This is a genomic window from Arthrobacter sp. SIMBA_036 (genome assembly GCF_046535135.1).
GTDB lineage: Bacteria > Actinomycetota > Actinomycetes > Actinomycetales > Micrococcaceae > Arthrobacter.
Window position 1 is genome coordinate 61,805 of record NZ_JAWRXG010000005.1, and the last position, 24,257, is coordinate 86,061.

General features: G+C 62.9%; 21 protein-coding genes and 1 pseudogene. 7 read left to right on the plus strand and 15 right to left on the minus strand.

Features of this window, described 5'->3' with window-relative positions:
• Nucleotides 1-23: 23 nt before the first annotated feature.
• From mmsB (SB659_RS08380) to SB659_RS08420, 9 genes are all read right to left on the minus strand, one after another.
• Nucleotides 24-1,307, minus strand: coding sequence for a multiple monosaccharide ABC transporter permease (gene mmsB, locus SB659_RS08380; protein WP_284975779.1), 1,284 nt, complete (start codon nucleotides 1,305-1,307; stop codon nucleotides 24-26).
• 5 nt (nucleotides 1,308-1,312) lie between these two features.
• Nucleotides 1,313-2,842, minus strand: coding sequence for a multiple monosaccharide ABC transporter ATP-binding protein (gene mmsA / locus SB659_RS08385; RefSeq protein ID WP_410550106.1), 1,530 nt, complete (start codon nucleotides 2,840-2,842; stop codon nucleotides 1,313-1,315).
• A 130-nt stretch (nucleotides 2,843-2,972) separates the two neighbouring features.
• On the minus strand, nucleotides 2,973-4,103 hold the full coding sequence (gene chvE, locus SB659_RS08390; RefSeq protein WP_350224875.1) for a multiple monosaccharide ABC transporter substrate-binding protein: 1,131 nt from the start codon (nucleotides 4,101-4,103) through the stop codon (nucleotides 2,973-2,975).
• 262 nt (nucleotides 4,104-4,365) lie between these two features.
• Complete coding sequence (gene manD / locus SB659_RS08395) at nucleotides 4,366-5,595, minus strand: D-mannonate dehydratase ManD (protein WP_410550107.1); 1,230 nt, start codon at nucleotides 5,593-5,595, stop codon at nucleotides 4,366-4,368.
• A gap of 23 nt (nucleotides 5,596-5,618) precedes the next feature.
• Entirely contained in the window at nucleotides 5,619-6,968 is a 1,350-nt protein-coding gene (locus SB659_RS08400; protein ID WP_410550108.1) for a mannitol dehydrogenase family protein, read from the minus strand.
• A complete protein-coding gene (uxaC, locus tag SB659_RS08405; RefSeq protein WP_284979249.1) occupies nucleotides 6,965-8,359 on the minus strand; it encodes a glucuronate isomerase in 1,395 nt (464 codons plus the stop codon). Before uxaC ends, SB659_RS08400 begins: the two co-directional genes overlap by 4 nt.
• A 3-nt stretch (nucleotides 8,360-8,362) precedes the next feature.
• Nucleotides 8,363-9,295, minus strand: coding sequence for a sugar phosphate isomerase/epimerase family protein (locus SB659_RS08410; RefSeq protein WP_284979250.1), 933 nt, complete (start codon nucleotides 9,293-9,295; stop codon nucleotides 8,363-8,365).
• Entirely contained in the window at nucleotides 9,292-10,482 is a 1,191-nt protein-coding gene (locus SB659_RS08415; protein WP_284979252.1) for a Gfo/Idh/MocA family protein, read from the minus strand. Before SB659_RS08415 ends, SB659_RS08410 begins: the two co-directional genes overlap by 4 nt.
• Nucleotides 10,479-11,327 carry a sugar phosphate isomerase/epimerase family protein gene (locus SB659_RS08420; protein WP_410550109.1) on the minus strand — a complete coding sequence of 283 codons (849 nt, stop codon included), beginning with the start codon at nucleotides 11,325-11,327 and terminating at the stop codon, nucleotides 10,479-10,481. Before SB659_RS08420 ends, SB659_RS08415 begins: the two co-directional genes overlap by 4 nt.
• A gap of 147 nt (nucleotides 11,328-11,474) precedes the next feature.
• Here SB659_RS08420 and SB659_RS08425 point away from each other — a divergent pair, with 147 nt between their 5' ends.
• From SB659_RS08425 to SB659_RS08445, 5 genes are all read left to right on the plus strand, one after another.
• On the plus strand, nucleotides 11,475-12,500 hold the full coding sequence (locus SB659_RS08425; RefSeq protein WP_410550110.1) for a LacI family DNA-binding transcriptional regulator: 1,026 nt from the start codon (nucleotides 11,475-11,477) through the stop codon (nucleotides 12,498-12,500).
• 63 nt (nucleotides 12,501-12,563) lie between these two features.
• The gene (gene nadE / locus SB659_RS08430) at nucleotides 12,564-13,385 is read left to right on the plus strand and encodes an ammonia-dependent NAD(+) synthetase (RefSeq protein WP_410550111.1); all 822 of its coding nucleotides are present in this window, start codon (nucleotides 12,564-12,566) and stop codon (nucleotides 13,383-13,385) included.
• Between the two features lie 173 nt (nucleotides 13,386-13,558).
• Nucleotides 13,559-14,224: a PadR family transcriptional regulator gene (locus tag SB659_RS08435; protein ID WP_410550112.1), complete on the plus strand. Its 666-nt coding sequence runs from the start codon at nucleotides 13,559-13,561 to the stop codon at nucleotides 14,222-14,224.
• Between the two features lie 86 nt (nucleotides 14,225-14,310).
• Nucleotides 14,311-15,069 (plus strand): MerR family transcriptional regulator, encoded by a 759-nt coding sequence (locus SB659_RS08440; protein WP_410550113.1) that lies wholly within the window; start codon nucleotides 14,311-14,313, stop codon nucleotides 15,067-15,069.
• Nucleotides 15,070-15,307: 238 nt separating this feature from the next.
• Entirely contained in the window at nucleotides 15,308-15,754 is a 447-nt protein-coding gene (locus SB659_RS08445) for a MarR family transcriptional regulator (protein ID WP_410550114.1), read from the plus strand.
• On the opposite strand, the gene SB659_RS08450 is transcribed toward SB659_RS08445, so the two are convergent.
• Nucleotides 15,740-16,957, minus strand: a complete 1,218-nt coding sequence (locus tag SB659_RS08450; protein ID WP_410550115.1) for an acyl-CoA dehydrogenase family protein — start codon at nucleotides 16,955-16,957, stop codon at nucleotides 15,740-15,742. The genes SB659_RS08445 and SB659_RS08450 overlap by 15 nt on opposite strands.
• Before the next feature lie 128 nt (nucleotides 16,958-17,085).
• On the opposite strand from SB659_RS08450, the gene SB659_RS08455 reads away from it, so the two are divergent.
• Both SB659_RS08455 and SB659_RS08460 read left to right on the plus strand, forming a co-directional pair.
• Entirely contained in the window at nucleotides 17,086-18,804 is a 1,719-nt protein-coding gene (locus tag SB659_RS08455; RefSeq protein ID WP_410550116.1) for an AMP-binding protein, read from the plus strand.
• Between the two features lie 24 nt (nucleotides 18,805-18,828).
• Nucleotides 18,829-19,338, plus strand: coding sequence for a MarR family winged helix-turn-helix transcriptional regulator (locus tag SB659_RS08460; protein WP_284975794.1), 510 nt, complete (start codon nucleotides 18,829-18,831; stop codon nucleotides 19,336-19,338).
• Between the two features lie 87 nt (nucleotides 19,339-19,425).
• Here the strand turns inward: SB659_RS08460 and SB659_RS08465 are convergent, their stop codons facing one another.
• The 5 genes and pseudogenes from SB659_RS08465 to SB659_RS08485 all read right to left on the minus strand — a co-directional run bounded on the left by SB659_RS08465 (nucleotide 19,426) and on the right by SB659_RS08485 (nucleotide 24,136).
• Nucleotides 19,426-19,713: a DUF4190 domain-containing protein gene (locus tag SB659_RS08465; RefSeq protein WP_284979261.1), complete on the minus strand. Its 288-nt coding sequence runs from the start codon at nucleotides 19,711-19,713 to the stop codon at nucleotides 19,426-19,428.
• A gap of 67 nt (nucleotides 19,714-19,780) precedes the next feature.
• Nucleotides 19,781-20,560, minus strand: coding sequence for an enoyl-CoA hydratase (locus SB659_RS08470; RefSeq protein ID WP_284979262.1), 780 nt, complete (start codon nucleotides 20,558-20,560; stop codon nucleotides 19,781-19,783).
• A 68-nt stretch (nucleotides 20,561-20,628) separates the two neighbouring features.
• Nucleotides 20,629-21,672 carry a 3-hydroxyisobutyrate dehydrogenase gene (gene mmsB / locus SB659_RS08475; RefSeq protein ID WP_410550234.1) on the minus strand — a complete coding sequence of 348 codons (1,044 nt, stop codon included), beginning with the start codon at nucleotides 21,670-21,672 and terminating at the stop codon, nucleotides 20,629-20,631.
• Nucleotides 21,582-22,637, minus strand: a pseudogene (locus SB659_RS08480) (enoyl-CoA hydratase/isomerase family protein); the annotation flags it as partial. The pseudogene SB659_RS08480 and the gene mmsB (SB659_RS08475), both read right to left, overlap by 91 nt.
• On the minus strand, nucleotides 22,637-24,136 hold the full coding sequence (locus tag SB659_RS08485; protein WP_410550235.1) for a CoA-acylating methylmalonate-semialdehyde dehydrogenase: 1,500 nt from the start codon (nucleotides 24,134-24,136) through the stop codon (nucleotides 22,637-22,639). The gene SB659_RS08485 and the pseudogene SB659_RS08480, both read right to left, overlap by 1 nt.
• Between the last annotated feature and the right edge of the window lie 121 nt (nucleotides 24,137-24,257).

Genomic DNA, 24,257 nt, shown 5'->3' on the forward strand with positions numbered 1-24,257 from the left:
GGGCCGTTTGGAGCTGCCAGGCGCTACTTCGCGTCGGCACCCACGGGCTCTGCTGTGGTCTTCGGCACCGTTTCGGTGGCCGGGGGCGTCGTCTTCCACTTGAACCGCCTGGTCAGCGACGAGCCGCCACCGGATCCCGAGCGGTTCTTGTTGAAGATGTCGAAGCCGACGGCGAGGAGGAGCACCAGGCCCTTGATGAGCTGCTGGTAGTCCGTTCCAAGGCCGAGGATGGACATGCCGTTGTTGAGCACGCCCATGATCAGGCCGCCGATCATGGCGCCGGCGACCGTGCCGATGCCGCCTTGGACGGCTGCACCACCGATGAAGGCGGCGGCGATGGAGTCCAGTTCAAAGCCTGTTCCGCCGGCCGGCTGTGCCGAGTTGAGGCGGGCGGTGAACACGAGGCCGGCCAAGGCGGCCAGGACACCCATGTTCACAAACAGGCGGAACGTCACCCTTTTGGTCTTGATGCCGGAGAGTTCGGCTGCGTGGAGGTTGCCACCGATTGCGTAGGTGTGACGGCCGAAGATGCTGTTGTTCATCAATGCCGAGTAGAGGATGACCAGCACAGCCAGGACCACGAGCACAATCGGCGTGCCGCGGTAGCTGGCAAGCAGGAAGGTGATGATAAGCATCAGTACCGCGATGAAACCGTTCTTGACGGCGAACCAGGCCATCGGTTCATTCTCCAACGCGAACTTTGTGCGGACTCGGCGTTCCTTGATTGCCTGGAACAGGATGGCCGCCGTACCGCCCACACCGAGGATCACCGTGAGCCATTCGAGCACGGAGGTGCCCCCGGAGATGTCGGGCAGGAAGCCGCCACCGAGTGCACGCAGTTCGTTGGGGAAGGGGGTGATCTGCTGGTTCTTCAGCGTGATGAGGGTCAGGCCGCGGAAGATCAGCATGCCGGCGAGGGTGACGATGAACGCTGGAATTCCCACGTAGGCGATCCAGTAGCCCTGCCAGGCTCCCACGAGTGCGCCCACCAGCAAGCACGCAGGGATGGCTGCCCACCACGGCCAGCCCCACTGCACGATCATGACGCCGGCTACGGCGCCAATGAAACCGGCCACAGAACCCACCGAGAGGTCGATGTGCCCGGCAATGATGACCATCACCATGCCGATGGCAAGGATCAGGATGTAGCTGTTCTGGACCACCAGGTTGGAAACGTTTTGCGGTTCCAGCAGGATGCCGTTGGTGAGGACCTGGAAGAGCAGGACGATCAGGATCAGGGCGACGAAGATGCCAACCTGGCGGAGGCGGCTTGTGAGGAAGCCAAGGGATTCTCGTAGGGCGGACATGTTCGCTATTCCTTCTCTTTGGTCATGAAGTGCATGAGGGTTTCCTGGGTGGCCTCGGCGATGGGAACCTCGCCCGTGATGTGCCCTGCTGACAGGGTGTAGATTCTGTCGCAAATACCCAGGAGCTCCGGAAGTTCCGAGGAAATCACAATGACGGCCTTACCTTCGGCTGCGAGTTGGCCGATGATCGTGTAGATCTCGAACTTGGCGCCGACGTCGATCCCCCGCGTCGGTTCATCCAGGATCAGGACGTCCGGATCGGAGAACATCCACTTGCTCAGCACCACTTTTTGCTGGTTGCCGCCGGAGAGCTTGCCTGTAATCGCAGCCACCGAAGGTGCCTTGATGTTCATGCTCTTCCGGTAACGGTTGGCGACCGTGGTTTCCTCGTTCTTGTCCACCCAACCGCCCTTGGCCAGCTTTCGCAGGGCGGCCATGGAAATATTCCGCTTGATGTCTTCGATCAGGTTGAGCCCGTAGTGCTTCCGGTCCTCGGTAGCGTAGGCGATGCCGTGGCCGATGGCGCCGGAAACAGTGCTGGTGTCGATCTCTTTGCCGTATTTGTAGACTTTGCCCGAGACCGCACGGCCGTATGTCCGGCCGAAGACGCTCATGGCCAGCTCTGTTCTGCCCGCGCCCATGAGGCCCGCAAGGCCCACTACTTCGCCCTTGCGGACATTCAAACTGGCGCCGTTGACTACCATCCGGGCGTGATCTTGGGGGTGCTGAACGGTCCAGTCCTCGATGCGCAGCACCTCCTCGCCAATAACGGGGCTCCGCTCGGGATACAAGCTCTCGAGGTCGCGGCCCACCATGCCGCGGATGATGCGCTCCTGAGTGATCTGGCCCTGATCGAGCCGAAGCGTTTCAATGGACTTTCCGTCCCGGATGATGGTGACGGCGTCGGCCACTTTACGAATCTCGTTGAGCTTGTGGCTGATGATGATGCACGTGACGCCTTGGCCCTTGAGGTGCAGGATGAGGTCCAGCAAGTGGTCCGAATCCTCATCGTTGAGTGCTGCGGTGGGCTCGTCCAGGATCAGGAGCTTCACCTCTTTGGAGAGCGCCTTGGCGATCTCCACCAATTGCTGCTTGCCGACGCTGATTTGCTGGATGGGTGTGACCGGGTTTTCACTCAGTCCCACCCGTGCCAGCAGCTTGGCCGCTTCCAGGTTGGTCTTCCGCCAGTCCACCCAGCCGTTGGTGGCCAGTTCGTTGCCAAGGTAGATGTTCTCGGCGATTGACAAGTACGGGCTCAGCGCCAGTTCCTGGTGGATGATCACGATTCCGCGCTTCTCGCTGTCCGAGATGCTGGAGAACTCGCAGGGTTCGTTTTCGAACAGGATGTCGCCGTCGAAAGTGTTGTGCGCATAGACGCCGGACAACACTTTCATCAGGGTGGACTTCCCGGCTCCGTTTTCGCCACAGATGGCGTGGACTTCACCCCGGTTGACGTCCAGGGTGACGTCCTGAAGGGCCTTCACCCCTGGAAAGGTCTTGGTGATTCCTCGCATTTGAAGAATGGGTACGTTCATCGTCAATTCCCACTGACTGTTTGAAAGCTTGGCCGATCCGAGGATTCGGAGGCTCTTGGGAAGGTTGTGGCCCCGCCGTGCTGGACGATAACGAACAGGACGACGGGACCACAACCGTGGACGTGCTTACTTACTTGACGTCGGATGCCTTGTAGTAGCCCGAGTCAATGAGTTCCTTCTGGTAGTTGTCCTTGGTGATGATGACGGACTTCAGAAGGAAAGCCGGGACAACCTTGACCTTGTTGTTGTAGGTCTTGGTGTCGTTGGTTTCCGGTTGGCCCCCCTTGAGCACCGCGTCGACCATCTTCACGGCCTGCGCGCCAAGCTGGCGGGTGTCCTTGAAGATCGTGGAGTACTGCTCGCCGGCGATGATGGACTTCACCGAGCCCTTTTCGGCATCCTGTCCGGTGACAACCGGCAGGCTTCCGGTGGAGTAGCCACCCGTGCTGGTCAGCGCCGAAATGATGCCGATGGACAAGCCGTCATACGGAGACAGGACGCCGTTCAACTTGGTTCCGGAGCTGTAAGCGGAGGTGAGGATGTCTTCCATGCGCTTCTGTGCAACAGGGGCCTGCCAACGTAGGATCGCTGCCTGCTCAAACTTCACCTGGCCGCTGGGGACCTTCAACGTGCCTGCATCCAGGTATGGCTTCAGGGTGTCCATGGCGCCGGTCCAGAAGAAGTTGGCGTTGTTGTCGTCCGGGCTTCCCGCGAACAGTTCAACGTTGAACGGGCCTTTACCCGCTACCTTGTTGCCGCTCTTGTCCAGCAGACCAAGCCCGGTCAGCAAGGAGGTGGCCTGCTGGACACCAACGGTGTAGTTATCGAACGTGGTGTAGTAGTCAACGTTCGGCGTTCCGTTGATGAGGCGGTCATAGGCAATGACCTTGACGTTTTGTTCCTTGGCCTTGGCCAGGACATCGGTCAGCGTAGTGCCGTCAATCGCTGCGATGATGAGCGCTTTGGCGCCCTTCGTCAGCATGTTTTCGATCTGGGACACCTGGGTGGGGATGTCGTCATTGGCGAACTGCAGGTCAGTCTTGTAACCGAGGTCCTTCAGGGATTTCTCAACGTTGGCGCCATCGGCGATCCAACGCTCGGACGTCTGGGTGGGCATCGAAATGCCGACCAAGGAATCGCTGGGCTTGGCGGTGCTGCTTGAGTCTGCAGCAGCCCCTCCGCGGCTTCCGCCACAGCCCGTGACTCCAACAGCCAGGGTCAGGACAACCGCTACGGTGCCCAGGAGTTTCTTCAATCTCACGTTGCTCTCCTTCCGCGGCAGCATCGCCGCGAACTCTGATGCAGCCGGAGCATCTGCGCGTCCGGCAAAGGTGAAGCTTTGTGTTCCGTGGCCCAGGGGTGCCACGTGCCACATCAAGGTAGTGCGAATGCCATTGTGAACGCTAACAATACCGCGGGTCAAGTGCTGCACATCACAAAATGGTTGCGGACCGTCACCGCAACTGCAGGTCTTGACGCGAAGGGTTGTTAGCGTTCACAATTTGATGGTTCGGCACACCTTCTCACCAGTCGTGAACAGTGCCGTCCACGAGGCGGTTGTAGGGCAGGTAGGCCTGCTGGTACGGGAACGCTGCGGCTGCTTCCTCGTTGAACTCGACGCCGATGCCGGGCTGGTCGCCGGGGTGCAGATAGCCGTCCTTGAAGGTCATGGACTGCTGGAACACCTCGTTGGTCTTGTCTGAGTGCTGCATATATTCCTGGATGCCATAGTTGTGGATGGCCAGGCCCACGTGCAGTTGGGCGGCGAAGCCCACCGGGGAGATGTCGGTGGGCCCGTGGAAGCCCGATTTGATCTGGTACTGGGCGGCGAAGTCCATGACTTTCTTCAAGGGCGAGATGCCACCGAAGTGCGTTGAGGCTGCCCGCACGTAGTCGATCAACTCATCCTTGATGAGCGTCTGGTAGTCCCACACGGTGTTGAATATTTCGCCGATGGCCAGAGGAGTTGTGGTGTGTTGGCGGACCAGGCGCAGGCCTTCCTGGTTCTCGGCCGGTGTGCAGTCTTCCAGCCAAAAGAGGTCATAGGGCTCCAGAGCTTTGCCGAGTTTGGCTGCCTGGATGGGCGTCATGCGGTGATGTCCGTCGTGGAGCAGCGGGATTTCGGGGCCGAACTCATTGCGGACAGCCTCGAACACGGTGGGCAGGTGGCGGAGGTAGGCGCGGGTGTCCCAATCCTCTTCCAAGGGGAAGTTGCCACGTCCGGCAGGCTCGTAGTCGTAGCGTTCACCGGAGGCCTGTGCCTGCGCGGCCACCCCATAGACGGCCTTGATGCCCGGGACGGCGGTCTGGATGCGGATGGACTTATAGCCCAGCTCAAGATGTTCGCGGACGGAGTCGAACAAGGACGGGATGTCGGATCCGGAGGCATGCCCGTAAGCACGCAGTCCGTTCCGGGAAGCACCGCCTAAAAGTTGGTACACCGGCATACCGGCAACCTTGCCCTTGATGTCCCACAAGGCCATGTCGACGGCGGCGATGGCCGCCATGGTCACCGGGCCGCGGCGCCAATACGAACTGCGGTAGAGGAACTGCCAGGTGTCCTCGATCCGGTGCGGGTCCTTGCCGATCAACAACTGTGCAACGTGTTCTTTGAGGTACGCGGCAACGGCGAGCTCACGGCCGTTGAGTGTGGCGTCGCCAATGCCTGTGACGCCGTCCTCCGTGGTGATGCGGAGCGTTACAAAGTTGCGGGAGGGGCTGGTCACGAAGACTTCAGCGGCGACGATTTTCATGGTTGAGGGTCCTTCCGGGGGTTCTAAGAGCGGGCAATCGTGGCGGTCATAGCGTCCTGCAGCCCACGTAGCTGCCCCACCAAGTCACGGTCCTGGGCAAGCTCAGGGCTGAGCAGCGCCAGCAGCGCAGTGCATCGGGCTTCGCCGTCGAGCGTTAGGGCGTGCCTGATGTCTCCGGCGAGTGGGTCCTGGAACTCAGCCGTTGTGGCTACGTACGTCATCCAGGAGGCGATCATGCGGGCGGCACCGTCGCCGGAGCGGCCCGCGGCGCGTTCAGCAGCCAGAACCGGCAACGCCCGCATGCGGAGTTTCGCCGTTCCGTCCGCCGCGATCTGGGACAGCTTGTGGGCGATCCTGGCGTTTCCAAAGCGCTCCAGCAGCGCCTGCCGATACTCGGGGATGGCCAAGGCGTCATCGGTAAGGTGCCGCGCAGCCTCGTCCCAGAACGACTCAACTGCGTCGCGGCATACGGCGTCGGACAGAGCCACGGCGACGGTCGCGTGACCGCGGACCTGGCCGGCGTAGGCGAGGATCGAATGCGCGCCGTTGAGCAGCCACAGCTTGCGGTTCTCGTACGGTTCGAGATTGTCCACGAAGACAGCGCCGGCGTCCTCCCAGTGTGGCCGGCCCGCCGGAAAGTCGCCGCTGAGGATCCAGTTGTGGAACGGTTCGGCCACCACTGCTGCCTCGTCCCGGTACCCACAATTTTCGGCAACGGAGGCCAGGTCCGCCGCCGTGGTCCGCGGAGTGATGCGGTCAACGGACGTGCTGACGAAACTGACGTTCGCGTCAATCCAAACGGCCAAGGCAGGGTCACGTGCTTCGGCGAGCGCGCGAACGGCGTGACGGGCCACGCTTCCGTTGTCGGCCAGGTTGTCGCAACTGACGACAGCGATCGGTCCGTTGCCTGCGTCCCTGCGGGCGGCGAGCGCAGCCACCAACCGGGCGATCGGCGTCGACGACGAACCGACAGAACCGGCAGAACCGTCCACCGCGTATGCCGCCTCCGTGATGGTCAGGGTGACGATTGCCGTGCCAGATGCCGCCACCAGCTCCGCCAAGCGTCCGACGTCGGCCCCGTCCACCGCCTCGACGATGCTGCCGATAATCTCAAATGAGTCCCCCGCCGCGGAACGCTCCACCAGCGTGAACAGTCCGTCCTGCTCGGCCAAGGTGTCGGCCGCCTTGGGGCTTCGTCCCGTGAAGGCTGCGATCCCCCAGTCCGCGGCGTCCCCGGCATGCTGGGTGTACCAGGCCTGGTGTGAGCGGTGGAATGCGCCCAACCCAAGGTGGACGATCCGCACCGGTGCCTTGGGGGCCGATCTGAGGGACCGGTCCAGCCGTGGGAGGTCTGATCTTGGCTCGGCACTCATAGTTTGAAGACCCGCCTCGGTGCAGTGTCGACGACGTCGACGATCAGCTCGTGCGCGCGGTCCTCGCTGATCCGGTGCTCGGCAACCAGGCGTGCCAGGAACGAGGCCTCGATCCTGCGGGACGCATTGTGCCGAGCCGGGATGGAACAGAAAGCCCGGGTGTCATCGATAAAGCCCGAAGTCCGGGAGAAGCCGGCGGTCTCGGTGACAGCGGACCGGAAGCGCAGCATGGCATCGGGGGCGTCAAGGAACCACCACGGAGCACCCACGTAGACAGACGGGTAAAAGCCCGCCAGCGGCGCGAGCTCGCGCGAGAAGACCGTCTCATCCAAGGTGAACAACACCAGGTGGAAGTCCTTGGCGGTCCCAAAGTCCTGGAGCAAGGGGCGGACCGCTTCGGTGTAATTGACCGCGAACGGTATGTCGTTGCCGGTATCGCCGCCGAAGGCCTCGAAGGTGGGACCGTGGTGGTTCCGGAAGGAGCCCGGATGGAGGGTCATGACCAGGCCGTCCTCCACCGACATCCGGGCCATTTGATACATCATGTGCGCCTCGAAGGCGTCACGGTCTTGGGCATTTGCCGTGCCGGCCAGGGCCCGTTCAAAGAGTCCCTCGGCGTCGGCGGCGTCGAGTTTCAGGGTGGCGGGCGTACGGACGCCGTGATCAGCGGACACTGCCCCGTGCTCCACGAAATACCGGCGCCGGTTTTCCAGTGCGGTGATGTAGCCGCGGTAGCCCTTGCCGCCGTCGGACGCTTCGCTGATAAGCCGCTCCACGTTGGCCGCCCATGACGGGTGCGCGATGTTCACGTACGCGTCCGGACGGAACGTGGGAAGGACGCGGCCGTGAAAAGAGGGATCGGTTGCAAGCGCCCGATGGCTGGCCAAGTCATCCAAGGGATCATCGGTGGTGGCAAGGACTTCAATATTGAAGTCCTTGAACAGTTCCCGCGGCCGGAACCCGGGCTCGGCGAGTTTTGCCGAGATCGCGTCGAAGCTGGCATCTGCCGTTTCCGCGCTCAGCTCCCCTGGCAGCCCGAAGACCGTCTGGAACTGCGTCCTCAGCCAGTACCCGGAGGCGGTCCCATCAAAAAGCGGCCACGCCCGGCAGAACTGCCGCCAGATCTCCCGCGCACCGGCGTCGGGTTGAAGCCGGTCCATCCCGATTCCGGACGCATGGATCAGACGTGTGACGTAGTGGTCCGGAGTGACCAGGAGGGCGGCAGGGTCCGGGAACGGAGTGTCCTTTTGGAGCACTGACGCGTCCACATGGCCATGAGGCGAAATGATCGGGAGGTCCTGGACGCGCTCAAGCAAGGAGTGCGCGATCCGCCGCGTTCCCGGGTCTGCAGGAAGGAGACGGTCGGGGTGGGTGGCTAGGGACTCTGGCATGGATCAGCCTTTCGGGGTGGAACCGGCGGAAACGTGTTCGCTTCGGTTGACGTTCAACCCCGCGAGTTCAGCTGCGCGCCGCAAGAAGGTGAGGTTTCCGGCCGTGCGCTCTGCGAGGGGAACATCAGTGGAGAAATCCTCCACAGTCACCCAATCGTCGTAACCCACCGCGGCAAGGGCCCTGAAATAGTCCAGGACGCTCCCCTGACCTTCGGCCAGCGGCGCCCACTCGTTCACCCAAACAGCGGCACCAGCCTCGTCGAGGTCCCCGGTGCGGATCCAGCGCGCGTTCTTCACGTGGATGTGGGCCAGGTACGGCCCCAGCAGCTCCAGGGCAGGCAATGGGGACTCCCAACCTTCGATCAGCAGGTTCCCGAGGTCGTGGATGACCCCGACATGGCGAGGGTCCAGGCCTTCAAGGAGCCGGCGGGCAGAGGACGCCGAGGCTGTCACGCTCCCATGGTGCAGTTCAACGAGGGCCTTCACTCCGTGGTGGGCGGCCCGTTCGGCCACCCATTTGTAGTGTTCCCTGGTGGAATCGAAGAGTTCCGGGTAGGACAAGCCAGTGGGTTCCTGACCGCCCATGGTCGAGTTGCCCAGGGGAAGGACGTTCACCCTGACTTGGCGGGCACCCAAGGCTGCGGTTGCGGCAAGAACGCTCTCGACGTCGTCGTGGTTGTCACAGCGGGCGTACCCGCCCAGGCCCGAGTACTCCAGACCCGCGCCGGAGGTGATCCTTGCGATCTCGGGAACTGAATCGAGAAGGCCCGTCATGGGCCAGGTGGCCTTGTTCCCGGCCCAGAATCCCGGCGTTGGAGCGTCGTTCTGGTCAATGACGCGCCATTCGATTCCGTCCCAGCCTTGGGCTGCGAGTTCCGTGGCGGCCTCCTGGGGAGTCCATTCCGGCGTCGAGGCTGTAAAGACTGAGAACTTCATGCTGTGACCCCTTCAAAGTTGCCGGTGCTTACTTCAACGTCGTTGTATTTTCCTTCCAGCACGTCCGCGATCAGGACCGAACGGCCGAGCGTTGCCGAAACGTAGAGCGCCCGAACAGTGGCGAGGGCCATGACGGCGTCCTGGACGGTGACTCCCGGGGGACGGCCGTTGAGGATGGCATCCACCACATCCCGGTACTGGCGGATGTGGCCGGCGGGATACACGGTGGGGTCCAAGTTGGGATCCGTTGGCGGCTCAGGGAATTTTGCCAGCTCGGCCTCGGCCTGGTTGCCGCCACCTCGGATTCCCATGGGCCCGCTGTCGGCATCGCCCTCGGGATCGGCAGCATGGAAGTACTCCAGGTTGTCGTTGTCGATCACAGCCGAGCCCTTGCTGCCCATGATCTGCAACCGGACGGTCAGTCCAGGGTAGGCCGCCGTGGTGGCGTGCAGAACGGCCAGAGCGCCAGATTCGAACGCCACAGTGGCAACAGCGGTGTCTTCAACTTCCACGTCTGTGTGAGCAAGGAGCGCGGTCTTGGCGTTGATTTCGATGGGGCGTCCAAGGAACCACAGCAACAGGTCAACGGTGTGGACGCCTTGGTTCATCACGGCGCCACCGCCGTCCATTGCCCAGGTCCCGCGCCACGCGCCCGAGTCGTAATAGCCCTGGCTTCGATACCAGCTGACCGAGGCGATGGCCGAGGTTAGCCGGCCAAAACGGCCGTCGCGGCGTGCCTGGTCCACCACAACGCTCGCTGGGTCGAAGCGATGCTGGCTGATGACGCTGGCAACGAGTCCCTTCTCCCCAGCAGCTTTGGCCGCTGCAAGGATCTCGTCCGCACGGTCAAGGTTCACATCAAGGGGCTTTTCGATGACGACGTGTTTGCCCGCCTCGAGTACTTCCAGGGCCTGCTGGATGTGCAGTCCGCTGGGGGTAGCTATGACCACGAGGTCGACGTCGGCGCCCGCCAACGCTTCCTGCAGGGTGCCGAAAGTGGCGGGGCGTGATGAGCCGCCGTCGTCCAGGTACTGCGCAAGGGCTTCCGCTGCCTCGGGGATCTCGTCCACGAGGGCTGTGATGCGGAGACCGGGAAGTTCACCGACGGCTGCGGCGTGCGTCCGGCCGATGTTCCCGCAACCTGCGATGGCAACGTTGATTGTTGTGTCTGGTGTGTTGGTGCTCACTTGGTCTCCACTCCGGCTTCGTTCAAAACTTTGGCAAACGCCCTTGCTGCAATGCCGAACGCAGTAGGTCCGGAAAAGCCCCCCAGCCCGTGCGCCCCGGCCAGATGCGGCTCAAGGCTGGCGAAACCCACGAATCCGTCTGCTTTCAGCGCCTCCACCGTGCGCAGCAGGTCGCCGTCGCCCTCACCTGCCGGAACCACGACGCCGTCGGCGAACCGTGCGTCCTTGACCTGCAGGTACTCCAGGTGCGGACGCAGTTTCGCGTAGGCTTCGTCGAACGGTTTGACGCCCACCTGGACGAAATTCGCCGGATCCCACGCCACCTTCAACGCCGGGGATGCCACGGACTCGATGATGTCCAGGACGCGATCCGGGGTATCGCCAAAAATGTCTTTCTCGTTCTCGTGCAGCAGCACCACGTTCTCTTCTTCGGCTACCGCAGCCAGAGCACGCATCCGCTCGAGGACGTCATCCCGGATGCTTTCCACCGCCACGTCCTCTCCGTAGTAGAACGAGAAAATGCGGATGTAGCGCGCGCCCAGGACGTGGGCAGCGTTGGCCGCGCGCCGCAGCCGTTCCACCTCGTGCTCAACGGGCAGGGTCACGTCCACCTTGCCGATGGGCGAGGCAATGGCAGAGACTCGCATGCCTGCCGCGTCAAGGAGTTCCTTCAGCGCGCTGAGTTGCTGTGCGTCGAGGTCCACGATGTTGGTTCCCCAGGCGCTGCGAACTTCGATGTGGTTGGCCCCCAAAGCCTGCAGCACCGCGATCTGCTGGGCGGGGTCGTCATTGATTTCGTCTCCAAAGCCCGACAACGTCCACTCAACTTTTGCTGCATCTGTCATGGTTATTTGACTCCTCCGGCGGTCAGGCCGCCCACTCCGTACCGCACAGGGCTTGGCCTTGAGTCTAGGAGTAGGCAAACCGTGCGGCAATCGTTTGCCAAAAGTTGCCAAGGATGGTGCAATGGGCTCACCTTCGAAAGGCTCACCATGGCAGATGCACCAACGCGGCACACCGGAACAGCACCAACCATTCGCGACGTCGCCGAGCTCGCCGGCGTGGCCACCTCCACCGTGTCCCGGGCACTGTCCAACCCGGACCGCGTCAATCGCGTGACACGCGAACGGATCGAGAAGATCGCTGCGGAGCTGAATTACGTTCCGAGCTCACAGGCCCGGGGGCTGAGTTCGGGGCGTACCAATGCCATCGCCCTGCTGGTCCCCGACGTCACGAATCCGTTCTATTTCGACATCATCCGAGGCACGCAGAACCAACTCAAGGCCGCCGGCTATACGCAGTTGTTGGTGGACACGGAAGAATCCGCGGAGATGGAAGCCGACACCCTGCGCAAGATGCAGCGAACAGCTGACGGGTTCATTCTCGCCGCGTCCCGCCTTTCGGACGCCACGTTGGCCGAGGCTGCAGCCAACCAGGCAATCGTGACCATCAACCGCTCCTCTTCCTACGCCCCGACGGTCATGATCGACACGCCAGGAGCCGTGATCCAGGCGCTCGAACACCTCACCTCGTTGGGCCATTCCAGGATTTGCTACGTGGGCGGACCGTCGTCGTCATGGTCCAATGCCAAACGGTGGAAAACGTTCGACGACGAGACCCGGGACCGCGGGCTCACCACGTCCCGCGTGGGCCCCTTCGCCCCCAAGATGACGTCCGGTGCCGCCGCGGCTGACGCTGCTGTCCGTACTGGGGCCACCGCATGCATCGTCTTCAACGACCTGCTGGCCATCGGGATGCTGCAGCGGCTCCGCGAGCGCGGCATCCGCGTTCCCGAAGACATGAGCATCGTTGGCTGTGACGACATTTTCGGGGCAGACTTTTGCAACCCGCCCCTGACCACCATGGCCTCGCCCATCGAACAGGCCGGACGCGTTGCGGTGTCCATGCTGCTGGCACAGTTGGATCCCCTGCGTTCGGCCTCGAGTCGGCGCTTGGCGGTCATGCCCACCCACCTGACCGTGCGCGGATCGACAGGTTCGGCTCCCCAGCAGGGCTGACGTCCACGAGACTTCACGCAATATGGTTGAGCGGCATGGACTGCGCTGGCTAGTGTGGAACACATGCGCGAACTCCAGGCAAAGATCATTGAGGAAATGGGCGTCCAGCCCCGGATCGATCCTGCGGAGGAGGTCCGCAAGCGGGTCGCCTTCTTGAAGGACTATCTGAAAGCAACGGGAACCAAGGGTTTCGTCTTGGGCATCTCGGGCGGGATCGACTCGACACTGGCAGGGCGCTTGTGCCAACTTGCGGTCGAAGAGCTCGAGGCCGACGGCGTCGAGGCCAACTTTGTCGCCGTCCGCCTCCCCTACGGCGTCCAGCATGATGAAGACGACGCCCAGGCCGCGCTTGACTTCATCAACGCCAAGACCGAATGGACCTTCAACATCGCCCCGGCGGTGGACGGCTTTGAGGATGAGTTCCAGAAGACCACCGGCGCTGCCATCTCCGATTTCCACAAGGGCAACACCAAGGCACGGGCGCGCATGACTGCCCAGTATGCCCTTGCCGGCGAGCACAACTACTTGGTGGTCGGCACCGACCACGGCGCGGAATCGGTGACCGGCTTCTTCACCAAATACGGCGACGGCGGTGCGGACATCCTGCCGCTGTTCGGTTTGAACAAGCGCCAGAACCGCATAGTTCTTGCCGAGCTGGGCGCTCCCGCGCGGGTTTGGCAAAAGGTCCCCACCGCCGACCTCCTCGACGACAAGCCGGGCCGGACCGACGAGGACGAACTCGGCATCAGCTACGACCAAATTGATGACTACCTGGAGGGCCGCGAGGTCCCGGAGGGGGTCGCCGAGACCCTGGAGCAGAAGTACCTCCGGACGCGCCACAAGCGGACTGTTCCGGTCACGATCTTTGATACGTGGTGGACGTAGCCTTTACGTCCGTCAGCTACCCCCGACGGCGGGTGCCGGCTCTCAGGAAGCCGGCACCCGCCGTCGTGGTTTAAAGGCTCCTGCACCTCTTGACGGTTCGATAGTCACCGATATATCGTTAACTATCGCCGATACTCCTTGGGCGGCACAACAACCGAAAGGATGATGCTGCTATGAAAGGCATCAATGACAACGAAAACAACCTCCCCGGATACGGCTCCGGGAATCATGAACACGGCGACCAGCACGGACACGGACGCGGTCGCTTCAACCAAGGCAGGGGCCGTCGTGGACCCGGCGGACACGGTGGCGGCGGCTTCGGGCCCGGATTTGGACCTGGCTTTGGACCCGGACCCGGCGGATTTGGCGGATTCGGACCGCGCGGCTTTGGACCCGGCGGCCCACGTCGCGCCAATCGAGGGGACGTCCGCGCGGCGATTCTTTCATTGCTTGCCGAGTCGCCGTCGAACGGTTACGGCCTGATCAAAACCATCGCGGAGAAGACCTCAGGCGCATGGCGGCCCAGCCCGGGCTCTGTCTATCCGACACTCCAGCAACTGGTGGATGAAGAGCTCATTGTGGCCGTCGGAGAAGGACGCCGCACGGAATTCACCCTCACGGACGACGGCCGCGCTTACGTTGCCGAGCATGAGGAAGAGCTGGCCAACGCCTGGAACACAGAAGCGGACTCCACCGGTCAGGCCTTCCACCAAAGCGTTGGCAAGCTCATGGGAGTCATCCACCAATTCCGCGGCTCTGCCACCGAGGAACAACGTCAGGCGGCCATAGCGAAGCTCGACGAGACCCGTCGCGCGCTGTACCTGATCCTCGCTGACTGACCCTTTGCGAACCCTCCCAAAAACACCTTGACCTTGACGCTGCGTCAACCCCTACAGTCGAAGGTACAGGCAGGACGGAGGCACGGATGGACTGGTCCATTCAGGAAATCGCCAAGATGGCGGGTACCACCAGCCGGACGCTGCGCCACTACGACGACGTCGGGCTACTGAAGCCAAGCCGGATCGGCCACAACGGCTACCGCTACTACGACGGTCCGGCATTGGTGCAGCTTCAGCGCATTTTGCTGCTCCGGGAACTGGGGCTTGGGCTGACGGCCATCGCCGAGGTCCTTCGCCGCGAGACAGACGCCGCGAAGGCCCTCACTGGCCACCTTGTCTGGCTACGCCAGGAGCAAGAGCGGCTGACGCGGCAGATCGCCTCCGTCCAGCAGACCATCGAATCGTTGAAAGGGGATGGAAAGTACATGGCAAAGGACATGTTTGACGGCTTTGACCACACGCAATATAAGGACGAGGTGGAGCAGCGCTGGGGCAAGGACGCTTATGCCGCCAGCGACACATGGTGGCGGAACATGAGTCCCGAGGACAAGCAGCAGTGGCAGGAGCGCGTCCGTGCGCTGGGTGCGGATTGGATCTCCGCATCGAAGTCCGGCACTGCTCCTGACAGCCAAGTGGCCCAGGACCTTGCGCGCAGGCACGTCGAGTGGCTTACGGGGATTCCAGGCACGCCGACGGCGGCTCCCGTCGGTGATGTAAAGGGGTACGTCACCGGACTCGGTGAAATGTACGTCGCCGATCCGCGGTTCGCTGCGAATTACGGCGGAGAAGTCGGGGCAGCATTTGTCAGGGATGCCCTGCGCGTTTATGCCGATAAGAACCTCTAACGCCTCCACCTGCGGGAACCCTCAAGAAACAGTCCAAAGCGCTTTGGACTGTTTCTTCTATTTCGGAGCGATAAAGGCGATCAAAATAATTCCATATTTCGAATACTAGAATTTCCACTGCCGACTTACTGTTGGCGAATCCGGACCAACATGCCTACGCTGTAGATCATCAGGTTACTTAGCTTTCGCCCCTTGGTCCACCGGCCCGTACTCGCTGCCGAAGACGGGATGGTTGCATATGCCTGATGCGCAACAGTGGGGTACAGCCCGCTTGCTCTCCGCGGCGGCCCGGTTGGTCGAGCAGCGGTGGGAAGAAGAGTTGCGAGCCCTCGGACTGACATTTCCGGCAGTGGTCGCCCTGGACGCCCTGGTAGCCGCGGGGCCCGTCACCCAGGACGAACTGGCCACGATCATGCGGGCCCAGCCGCAAACGCTGGGCCCGCTGCTGCTACGGCTCGAACTCAGGGGTTGCATCAACCGCCGGCGCAGGCGGACTAGCCGGCACAACCAGACAGTCTCCATCACCGCAACGGGCACGGCCCTGCTCCAAGAAGCCCACGCCCTGGAGCGGGGAATCTTGGAAGGTGTGACCCAGGACGTTGATGCGCTCCGGGATGAGCTCCGGGCCATTATCAGCGAAGCGGCACAACGCCCCACCAGCGGGGGTGGCCTAAACGAACGCTGACTTCCCCGTTACCGCTCGCGCCACGATCATCGAGTTGATCTCATAGCTACCCTCGTACGTGTAGAGGATCTCCGCATCACCGAAAAGCTTGCCCATCTCATAGTCGGTGGTGATCCCGTTGCCCCCCAGCAAGGACCGGCCCATCGCCACCGACGAGCGGGCCAACCTGGTGGTAGTGGCCTTGCACATAGCGGCCTGTACCATCTCGAGCTTTCCCGCCTGTTGGATCCGCGCGAGCTCCACCATCATGGACAGGGAAGCGTTCGCATTGCCCAAGATGTCCGCGAGCTGCTGTTGGACCAGCTGGAAGCGGGCAAGTTCCTTCCCGAATTGCTTGCGGTCCAGGGCATACGAGCGTGCGATGTCGAAGGCAGCCAACTGGATGCCGGCAGCTTGCCACCCCACCCACGCGCGGGAATCCCGCAGCAGATCGTTGGCCCGTGAAAATGCCGTGGCTCCGGGCAGGAGGTTCGACGCAGGAATGCGCACCTCATCCAGGGTGATGTCCGCATTCTGCATGATGCGCAGGCCGATCTTGTTGGAGATCTTGGTGGCCTTATATCCGGCGCGTTCGGTCTCCACGATGAAGCCTTTGATGCCGCCGTCGGCTTCATCCCGTGCCCAAACCAGAGCCAAGTCGGCGATTGTGCCGGCCCCGATCCATCGCTTGGCGCCGTTGATGACCCATTCATCGCCCTCGCGCCGCGCCGTCGTCGAGAGTCCTCCGGCGATGTCCGAGCCGTGGTCCGGTTCGGTCAACGCAAAGGCACCCAACTGGGTGAACGCTTCAAGTCCCGGCAGCCAGCGGCGCTTCTGTTCGTCGGAGCCGAGCTCATGGATCATGCCAACGATAAGCTCGTTGTGGATGCCCACCAAGGCTGACAGAGAGACGTCCGCGCGCGCGATTTCGGTGTACATAAGGCCCTTGAAGAGCTTCGAGGAGCCGTCGGTCTGGAGCCTGCCCAGGCCATACTTGGCCATGTCCGCCAACAAACCCGTGGGAAACTCTTCCCGGTTCCAGTAATCGATACTGGCCGCGCGGATCCGCGTTTGCAGGAACTCCCTGATCTCGAAATACCTGGTCCGCTCCTCGGTGGGAAGCAGATCCACTACGTGCATGAGGTCCGCCTCCGGATAAGGAGGCTGGGCGCGTTCTTGGGCGGCGCCGTCGGTAACCGGGCCGGCCGCTTGTTCTTGGAGCATTACTCCCCTTCGTCATGTCCACGGAGGCTCTTCCAAACCCTTGGATGTCCTAGTATATTGCAAGGTGATATGGATCACTAGACGGGATTGGCCGGCAATGGTGCCGAAGCCCCAGCGAAAGGCAGACTATGACAGTCACAGATGACTTCCGTACGGCCCGAGATCGCCTGCTCGAGCTTCGCGAAGACTACAAGCAGGCCCACGCCGAGTTCGAATGGCCACATTTCCAGGAGTTCAATTTCGCCCTCGACTGGTTCGACCAGATCGCCGCGGAACCGCAGAAGGCGGACAAACCCGCGCTGGTCATAGTTGAACAGGACGGCAGCTCCACCCACCGCACGTACAAGGAACTATCCGAAAGGTCATCCCAGCTGGCCAACTGGCTGAGGAACCAAGGCGTGAACCGCGGCGACCACATGATCATCATGCTCGGCAACCAAGTGGAACTCTGGGAGCTCATGCTCGCCGGGATCAAACTGGGCATCGTGATGATACCCACCACCACGCTCATGGGCGCCCGCGACCTGCAGGACCGGGTGGAACGCGGCGGGGCCCACTGGGTAGCGGTCGGCAGCGCCAACATCGGCAAGTTCGCCGCCGTCGAGGGGTCGTACACGCTGATCGAGGTGGGGGCCGAGCCCGCCAACACCGAGGCGTTGCAGTACGCAGATTCGTACGACGCCGGCACGGACTTCACCCCCGACGGCCCCACCCGAGGGGATGAGACCCTGCTGCTCTACTTCACCTCGGGCACTACCTCGCGGGCCAAGCTCGTGGAGCACACCCACACCTCCTACCCGGTGGGCCATCTGTCCACCATGTACTGGATTGGCTTGGAGCCAGGCGACGTGCACCTCAACGTCGCATCACCTGGCTGGGCCAAGCATGCCTGGTCCAATGTGTTCACGCCGTGGATCGCAGAGGCGTGCGTCTTCATCTACAACTATGAACGCTTTGACGCAGCTGCCCTGATGGACCAGATGGGCCGCGAAGGAGTCACGAGCTTCTGCGCTCCCCCCACCGTGTGGCGCATGCTGATCCAAGCCGACCTCAAGCAGCTCGCCACCCCGCCCCGCAAGGTTGTTTCCGCCGGTGAGCCGCTGAACGCCGAGGTCATCGGGCAAGTCGAAGACGCCTGGGGGGTCACCATCCGCGATGGTTTCGGACAGACCGAATCCACGGTCCAGATCGCCAACACTCCTGCCCAAACCGTGAAGATCGGTTCCATGGGGCGCCCGCTGCCCGGTTACGACGTCGTCCTCGTGGACCCGGCCACCGGGCAAGAAGCCGACGACGGCGAACTCTGCTTGCGCTTGGATCCCCGGCCCGTGGGGCTCATGAAAGGATACTTCGGCGACGAAGCGAAAACGGCCGACGCGTTCCGCAACGGCTACTACCACACCGGGGACATGGCCAGCCGGGATGCCGACGGCGTGATCACCTATGTGGGACGGGACGACGACGTCTTCAAATCTTCCGACTACCGCCTGTCCCCGTTCGAACTCGAAAGCGTCCTGATCGAACACCCCGCCGTGGCAGAAGCGGCGGTGGTCCCATCGCCGGATGCCGTGAAGTTGTCGGTGCCCAAGGCGTTCGTGGTCCTGGCTGCCGGGTACGAGCCAGGCCCGGCGGTAGCCGAAGACATCCTGAGGTATTGCCGCACCCACCTGGCACCATTCAAGCGGATACGTCGGCTCGAATTCGGCGAACTACCCAAGACCATCTCCGGCAAGATCAGGCGGGTCGAACTGCGCGGAACCGAGGTTGCCCGGCACGGCAGCGGACCTCTTCCCGCGGGCTTGGGAGTGGAATATACAGAGGAAGAGTTCCCGAATCTGAGAGACTAGGCATCCAACAAACCAAGGAGGCCCATGGGCACCCCGCTTCCCCGCGACCCTATCGCCGACGCCCAGCGCAACTGGGAGCGGCATGGATGGGGCGATGTTGCCGCGCCCATGGCGGCCATCACCGCGATCATGCGTACGCAACAGATCCTGCTCGCGCGCATCGAAACTGTCCTCAAGCCGTTCGGGCTAACCTTCGCGAGGTACGAACTCCTGGCGTTGCTGAGCTTCGCACGCAGTGGCGCGCTGCCCATGAATAAGGCCAGCGCGCTCCTGCAGGTCCATCCCACCTCGGTGACCAACGCCGTCGACCGCTTGGAACGGGCTGCCTTGGTGAGCCGTTCGCCGCACCCGACGGACGGACGGACCACGCTGATCGAACTCACCCCCGAGGGCCGCAGCCTGGCCAAGAAGGCGACGGCGGCGTTGAACGCGGAAGTTTTCGGGCAGTCCGGATTCGGGCCCGACGACGTCGATCACCTCATCCGAGTCCTCGGCACCTTTCGCAGGGACGCCGGAGACTTCGCGGAAGAGTAGCAGGACTCCTTACCGCGAGGGGTTAGCTCTCGGCACAAAGCGAGCTCGTAAATGCCGAGAGCTAACCCCTCGACGCGCGGTGAGGGCCTAGGAGGTCATCGCGAAGATCAACGCTGAGACCAACGAGGCAAGCCCGATCCCATAGCCAACCACCAGGGCGCCGATGGCAAAGCCGCGGCCGCGTTCCTGGCGCTGCTGGATCTGGTTCAGCGCAACGTGGCCCGCGCCCACGGCGAAGACAGCGATGATCGCCATGCCCGCGAAGAACAGCCCGGCCAAGGCCAGCACCGCGATGGCAGCAGCGACCATTGCCTGGCGGTTCACCGGCTGGGCCACGATGTTGGATTGCCCGGTTTGAACGATCTCCGTTGACATGTCTCTCCCCATTCGTCAGTGCCCCGAGTCTAGCCCCAGGCACCCGCAATACACGTCAACCCGCGCGTCAGCGGTGTTTGAACTCGGGCTGGCGTTTCTCGGTGAACGCGGCCATGCCTTCCTTCTGGTCCTCTGTGGCGAACAATGAGTGGAATACCCTGCGTTCGAACACGACGCCCTGGCTCAGCGACAACTCGAAAGCAGCGTTGACCGCTTCCTTGGCCACCATCGCAACCGGCTTGGACTTGGAGGCGATAACCTCGGCGGCTTTGAGTGCCTCCTCCACCACGTCCTCGGCGGGAACAACCCTGGACACAAGGCCGGAACGCTCGGCTTCCTCGGCATCCATGAAACGCCCGGTCAGCACCATGTCCATCGCCTTGGCCTTGCCCACGGCACGGGTAAGCCGCTGCGAGCCTCCCATACCGGGAATCACCCCGAGGTTGATCTCCGGCTGGCCGAACTTGGCGTTGTCCCCGGCAATGATGAAATCGGCCATCATGGCGAGCTCGCATCCGCCACCCAGGGCAAACCCGGACACCGCTGCGATCACGGGGATGCGGAGCCTGGTGAGGTCTTCCCAGTGCCGGAACCAGTCCGCGGCATACATCTCCATGTAGGTCTTGGAGGACATCTCTTTGATGTCCGCACCGGCCGCGAACGCCTTGGCAGAGCCCGTGATCACCACGGCGCCCACGTCCGGATCGGTGTCCATCTCTTTCACTGCGGAGACCAGCTCATTCATCAGTTCCGTGTTCAGCGCATTCAAGGCTGACGGCCGGTTCAAGGTCACCAAGCCCACGCGATCCCTGCGTTCGACCATTATGTTCCGGTACTGCTCAGCCATGCTCTCCCTCTCGACCATTTCTCACGTACACGAACTGCGCACTACACGAACTGCTAAGTACCAAGCTCTCACACAGACTTATCGCGGATCTCCGTGATGATGCCGGAGAAGTCCCTGCCGGCGCCGTCGCCCGCCGCGAAGTCGTCATAGATACGCGAGGCGAGCGGCCCCATCTGTGCGGCAACACCCGTGCTTTCCAGCGCGTTCAACGCGAGGCGCAGGTCCTTGGCCATCAATGCCCCCGCAAAGCCGGGCTTGTAGTCACGGTTTGCCGGGCTCGTGGGAACCGGGCCGGGAACCGGACAGTTGGTGGTGAGCGCCCAGCATTGACCGGACGCGTTGGATGCGACGTCGAACAATGCCTGATGGGTGAGACCGAGTTTCTCGCCGAGCACGAACGCCTCGGCAACGGCGATCATGGATACGCCCAAAATCATGTTGTTGCAGACCTTCGCGGCCTGCCCGGCGCCGTGGTCACCGCAGTGGACGATCCTCTTGCCCATGAGCTCAAGGATGGGCCGCACGGTCTCAAAGTCCTCAGGCAGCGCACCCACCATGAAGGTCAGAGTGCCCGCCTCGGCACCCACCACGCCCCCGGAAACGGGTGCATCCACCGAACGGTGTCCGGCATCCAGTGCAATGGCCGCCGCCTCCCGGGCCTCGTCCACGTTGATGGTGGAACAGTCAAGGAACAGCGTGTTTGCTGGGGCAACGCTCAACAGCCCCGGGCCGTCCACGCCGCGGTAGGCATCCAACACATGTTTGCCGCTAGGCAACATGGTCAGGACGATGGCTGCGCCGGCAACAGCTTCAGCGGGGGAAGAAACCATGGGGATGCCGTGTGCAGTCGCTGCCTCAACTGCCGCCGGGACCGGATCATAGCCGACAACGTCGTGACCGGCCTTGATGAGGTTGGCGGCCATGGGCCCACCCATGTGGCCGAGCCCCAGGAAAGCGATGAGTCCCGTTGAGGATGCGTTCTCTGTCATGTCGTCTCCTTTGACTTGCTGCTGATGGCGGACTCGTGAAGCCCAAGTTCCCGTTCGCCGAGCGGCGCGAAGTAGCCCTCGACGTCGGACGCCTGCACGTCGGCGAGGCTGGCTGGTTTCCAGTGTGGATTGCGGTCCTTGTCCACCACCTGGGCGCGAATACCCTCGCGGAAGTCCGGCCCTGCCAAGCACCGCAGGCCCACGCGGTATTCCTGGTCAAGCGCCTCCTCGAGCGAGAGGCCCCGAACGCGTCGCAACGACTCCAAGGTGACCTTCACCGACGTCGGCGACTTCGCTTCGATAGTGTCTGCGGCAGCAGCAGCCTCACCGCCCAGGGAGCGCAGGCTTCCCACAATGTCCTCTGCGGCGTCGTGCGCGTAGGCAGGGTCGATCCACTCTTGCTGCGCTGCCAGTGCCGAGTCCGGCGCCGCTTGGGCGTAGCGCTCGACGGCGGCCTCCGCCGTCGAGCTTTCCAGCGCTTCTGCCAGTGCGGGCAGGCTTTCGGACGGCACGAAGTGGTCCGCGAGCCCGAGGAACAGCGCATCCGCCCCGGTCAGGTGGGCGCCGGTCAACGCAGCGTGCGTTCCTGTTTCGCCCGGCGCGCGGGACAGTAACAGCGTGCCGCCCACGTCCGGGACAAAGCCGATAGTGGTTTCCGGCATGCCCGTTCGCGTCCGCTCGGTGACGATGCGAAGTGAGCCGTGCGCTGAAACGCCGACGCCCCCGCCGAGGACCAGCCCGTCCATGAAGGCGACGTAGGGCTTGGGATACCGCGCTATGAGGGAGTTCAGGCGATACTCGTCCGCCCAGAACCCGGCAGTCTCGGTCCCGCCGTGCAGCATGTCTTTGTAGATAGCGACGATGTCGCCACCTGCGCACAGCCCCCGGTCTCCGGCGCCGCGGACCAAAACCGTGGCAACGTCGTCGTCGTCGGCCCAGGCGCTGAGCTGCTGCAACATGGCTTTGACCATGCCGGAGTTGAGCGCATTGACGGCCTTGGGGCGGTTGAGCGTCACCACGCCCAGGTGTCCGCGCCGTTCAAATTGAACGTCCGCGGTTTGCACGATTTCGGTGTCCAGTGCCTCCATCAGCTGCCTGCCGGCATCACGAAGCTGGCCCCTTGGCGGATGCCGGAAGGCCACCGCGACGTCACGGTCTTGGTCTTGGTGTAGAAACGGAAAGCGTCGGCGCCGTGCTGGTTGAGGTCGCCGAAACCGGAGGCTTTCCAGCCGCCGAAGGTGTAGTACGCGATAGGTACGGGGATGGGAACGTTGATACCCACCATGCCAACTTGGACGCGGCTCGCGAAGTCGCGGGCCGAGTCGCCGTCGCGCGTGAAAATGGCGACGCCGTTGCCAAACTCGTGCTCGTTGCAGAGCCTGAGTGCCTCGTCGTAATCGGCCGCGCGCAACACGCTGAGGACGGGTCCGAAGATTTCTTCCTTGTAGATCTTCATGTCGCTGGTGACGTTGTCGAACAGCGTGGGACCAACCCAGAACCCGCCGTCGTAGCCGTCCACGGTGAGGCCGCGCCCGTCGGCCACCAGCGTTGCCCCTTCGTCCACCCCGGACTGGATGTAGCCCTCGATCCTTTCCTTCGCGGAGGCCGCCACCACGGGCCCGAAGTCCGAATCCTTGGCCAGGCTGTGGCCCACTTTCAGGTCCTTCACGCGCTCGCTCAGCTTAGCCACCAGGGCATCTGCCGTTTCCTGGCCCACGGGAACGGCCACGGAGATGGCCATGCAGCGCTCCCCTGCCGATCCGTATCCGGCACCGATCAGGGCGTCGGCGGCCATGTCGAGATCCGCGTCAGGCATGATCACCATGTGGTTCTTCGCCCCGCCGAAGCACTGCGCGCGTTTGCCGTGGGCAGCGGCGGTGGCGTAGATGTACTGGGCGATCGGCGTGGAACCCACGAAGCCAACGGCCTGCACACGTGGGTCTTCAAGCAGCGCATCCACGGCTTCCTTATCGCCGTTGACCACGTTGAAGACGCCGTTCGGCACCCCGGCTTCGCTGTAGAGTTCGGCCAGTCGGAGCGGAACCGAGGGGTCCCGTTCGGAGGGCTTGAGGATGAAGGCGTTCCCGGCGGCAAGCGCGGGACCGGACTTCCAGAGCGGGATCATGGCCGGGAAATTGAAGGGCGTAATGCCTGCGACGACGCCCAGCGGCTGGCGGAGGGAATGCACGTCGATCCCAGTGCCGGCGTTGTCCGAGAACTCACCTTTGAGCAGGTGCGGGGCGCCGGCGGAGAACTCCACTACCTCGACGCCACGCTGGATATCACCCTTGGCGTCCGCGAACGTCTTGCCATGTTCGGAGGACAGGAGTGTGGCAAGTTCGTCCATGTTCTCGTTGACCAGGTCCACGAACTTGAGCAGGATCCGTCCCCGGCGCTGCGGGTTCATGGCCGCCCATTCGAGCTGGCCTTTCTCGGCATTTGCGACGGCGTTGCGCACCTCATCGGCGCTGGCCAACGGAACCCGCGCCTGGACTTCGCCCGTGCAGGGATCGTAAACGTCACTGAAACGACCGGACGTGCCGTCGATCCTCTGGCCATCTATGTAGTGGGAAAGTTCGCGCACCATGGTGGAAATGCTCCTTTGCATCGTGAATGACTACCGTTCCGCCGGGTGCTGGGACCGGCGAGGAACACGTGACCAACTGTGATCCAGGTCATCTCTGAAACCGAATATACTCGGACTTCCT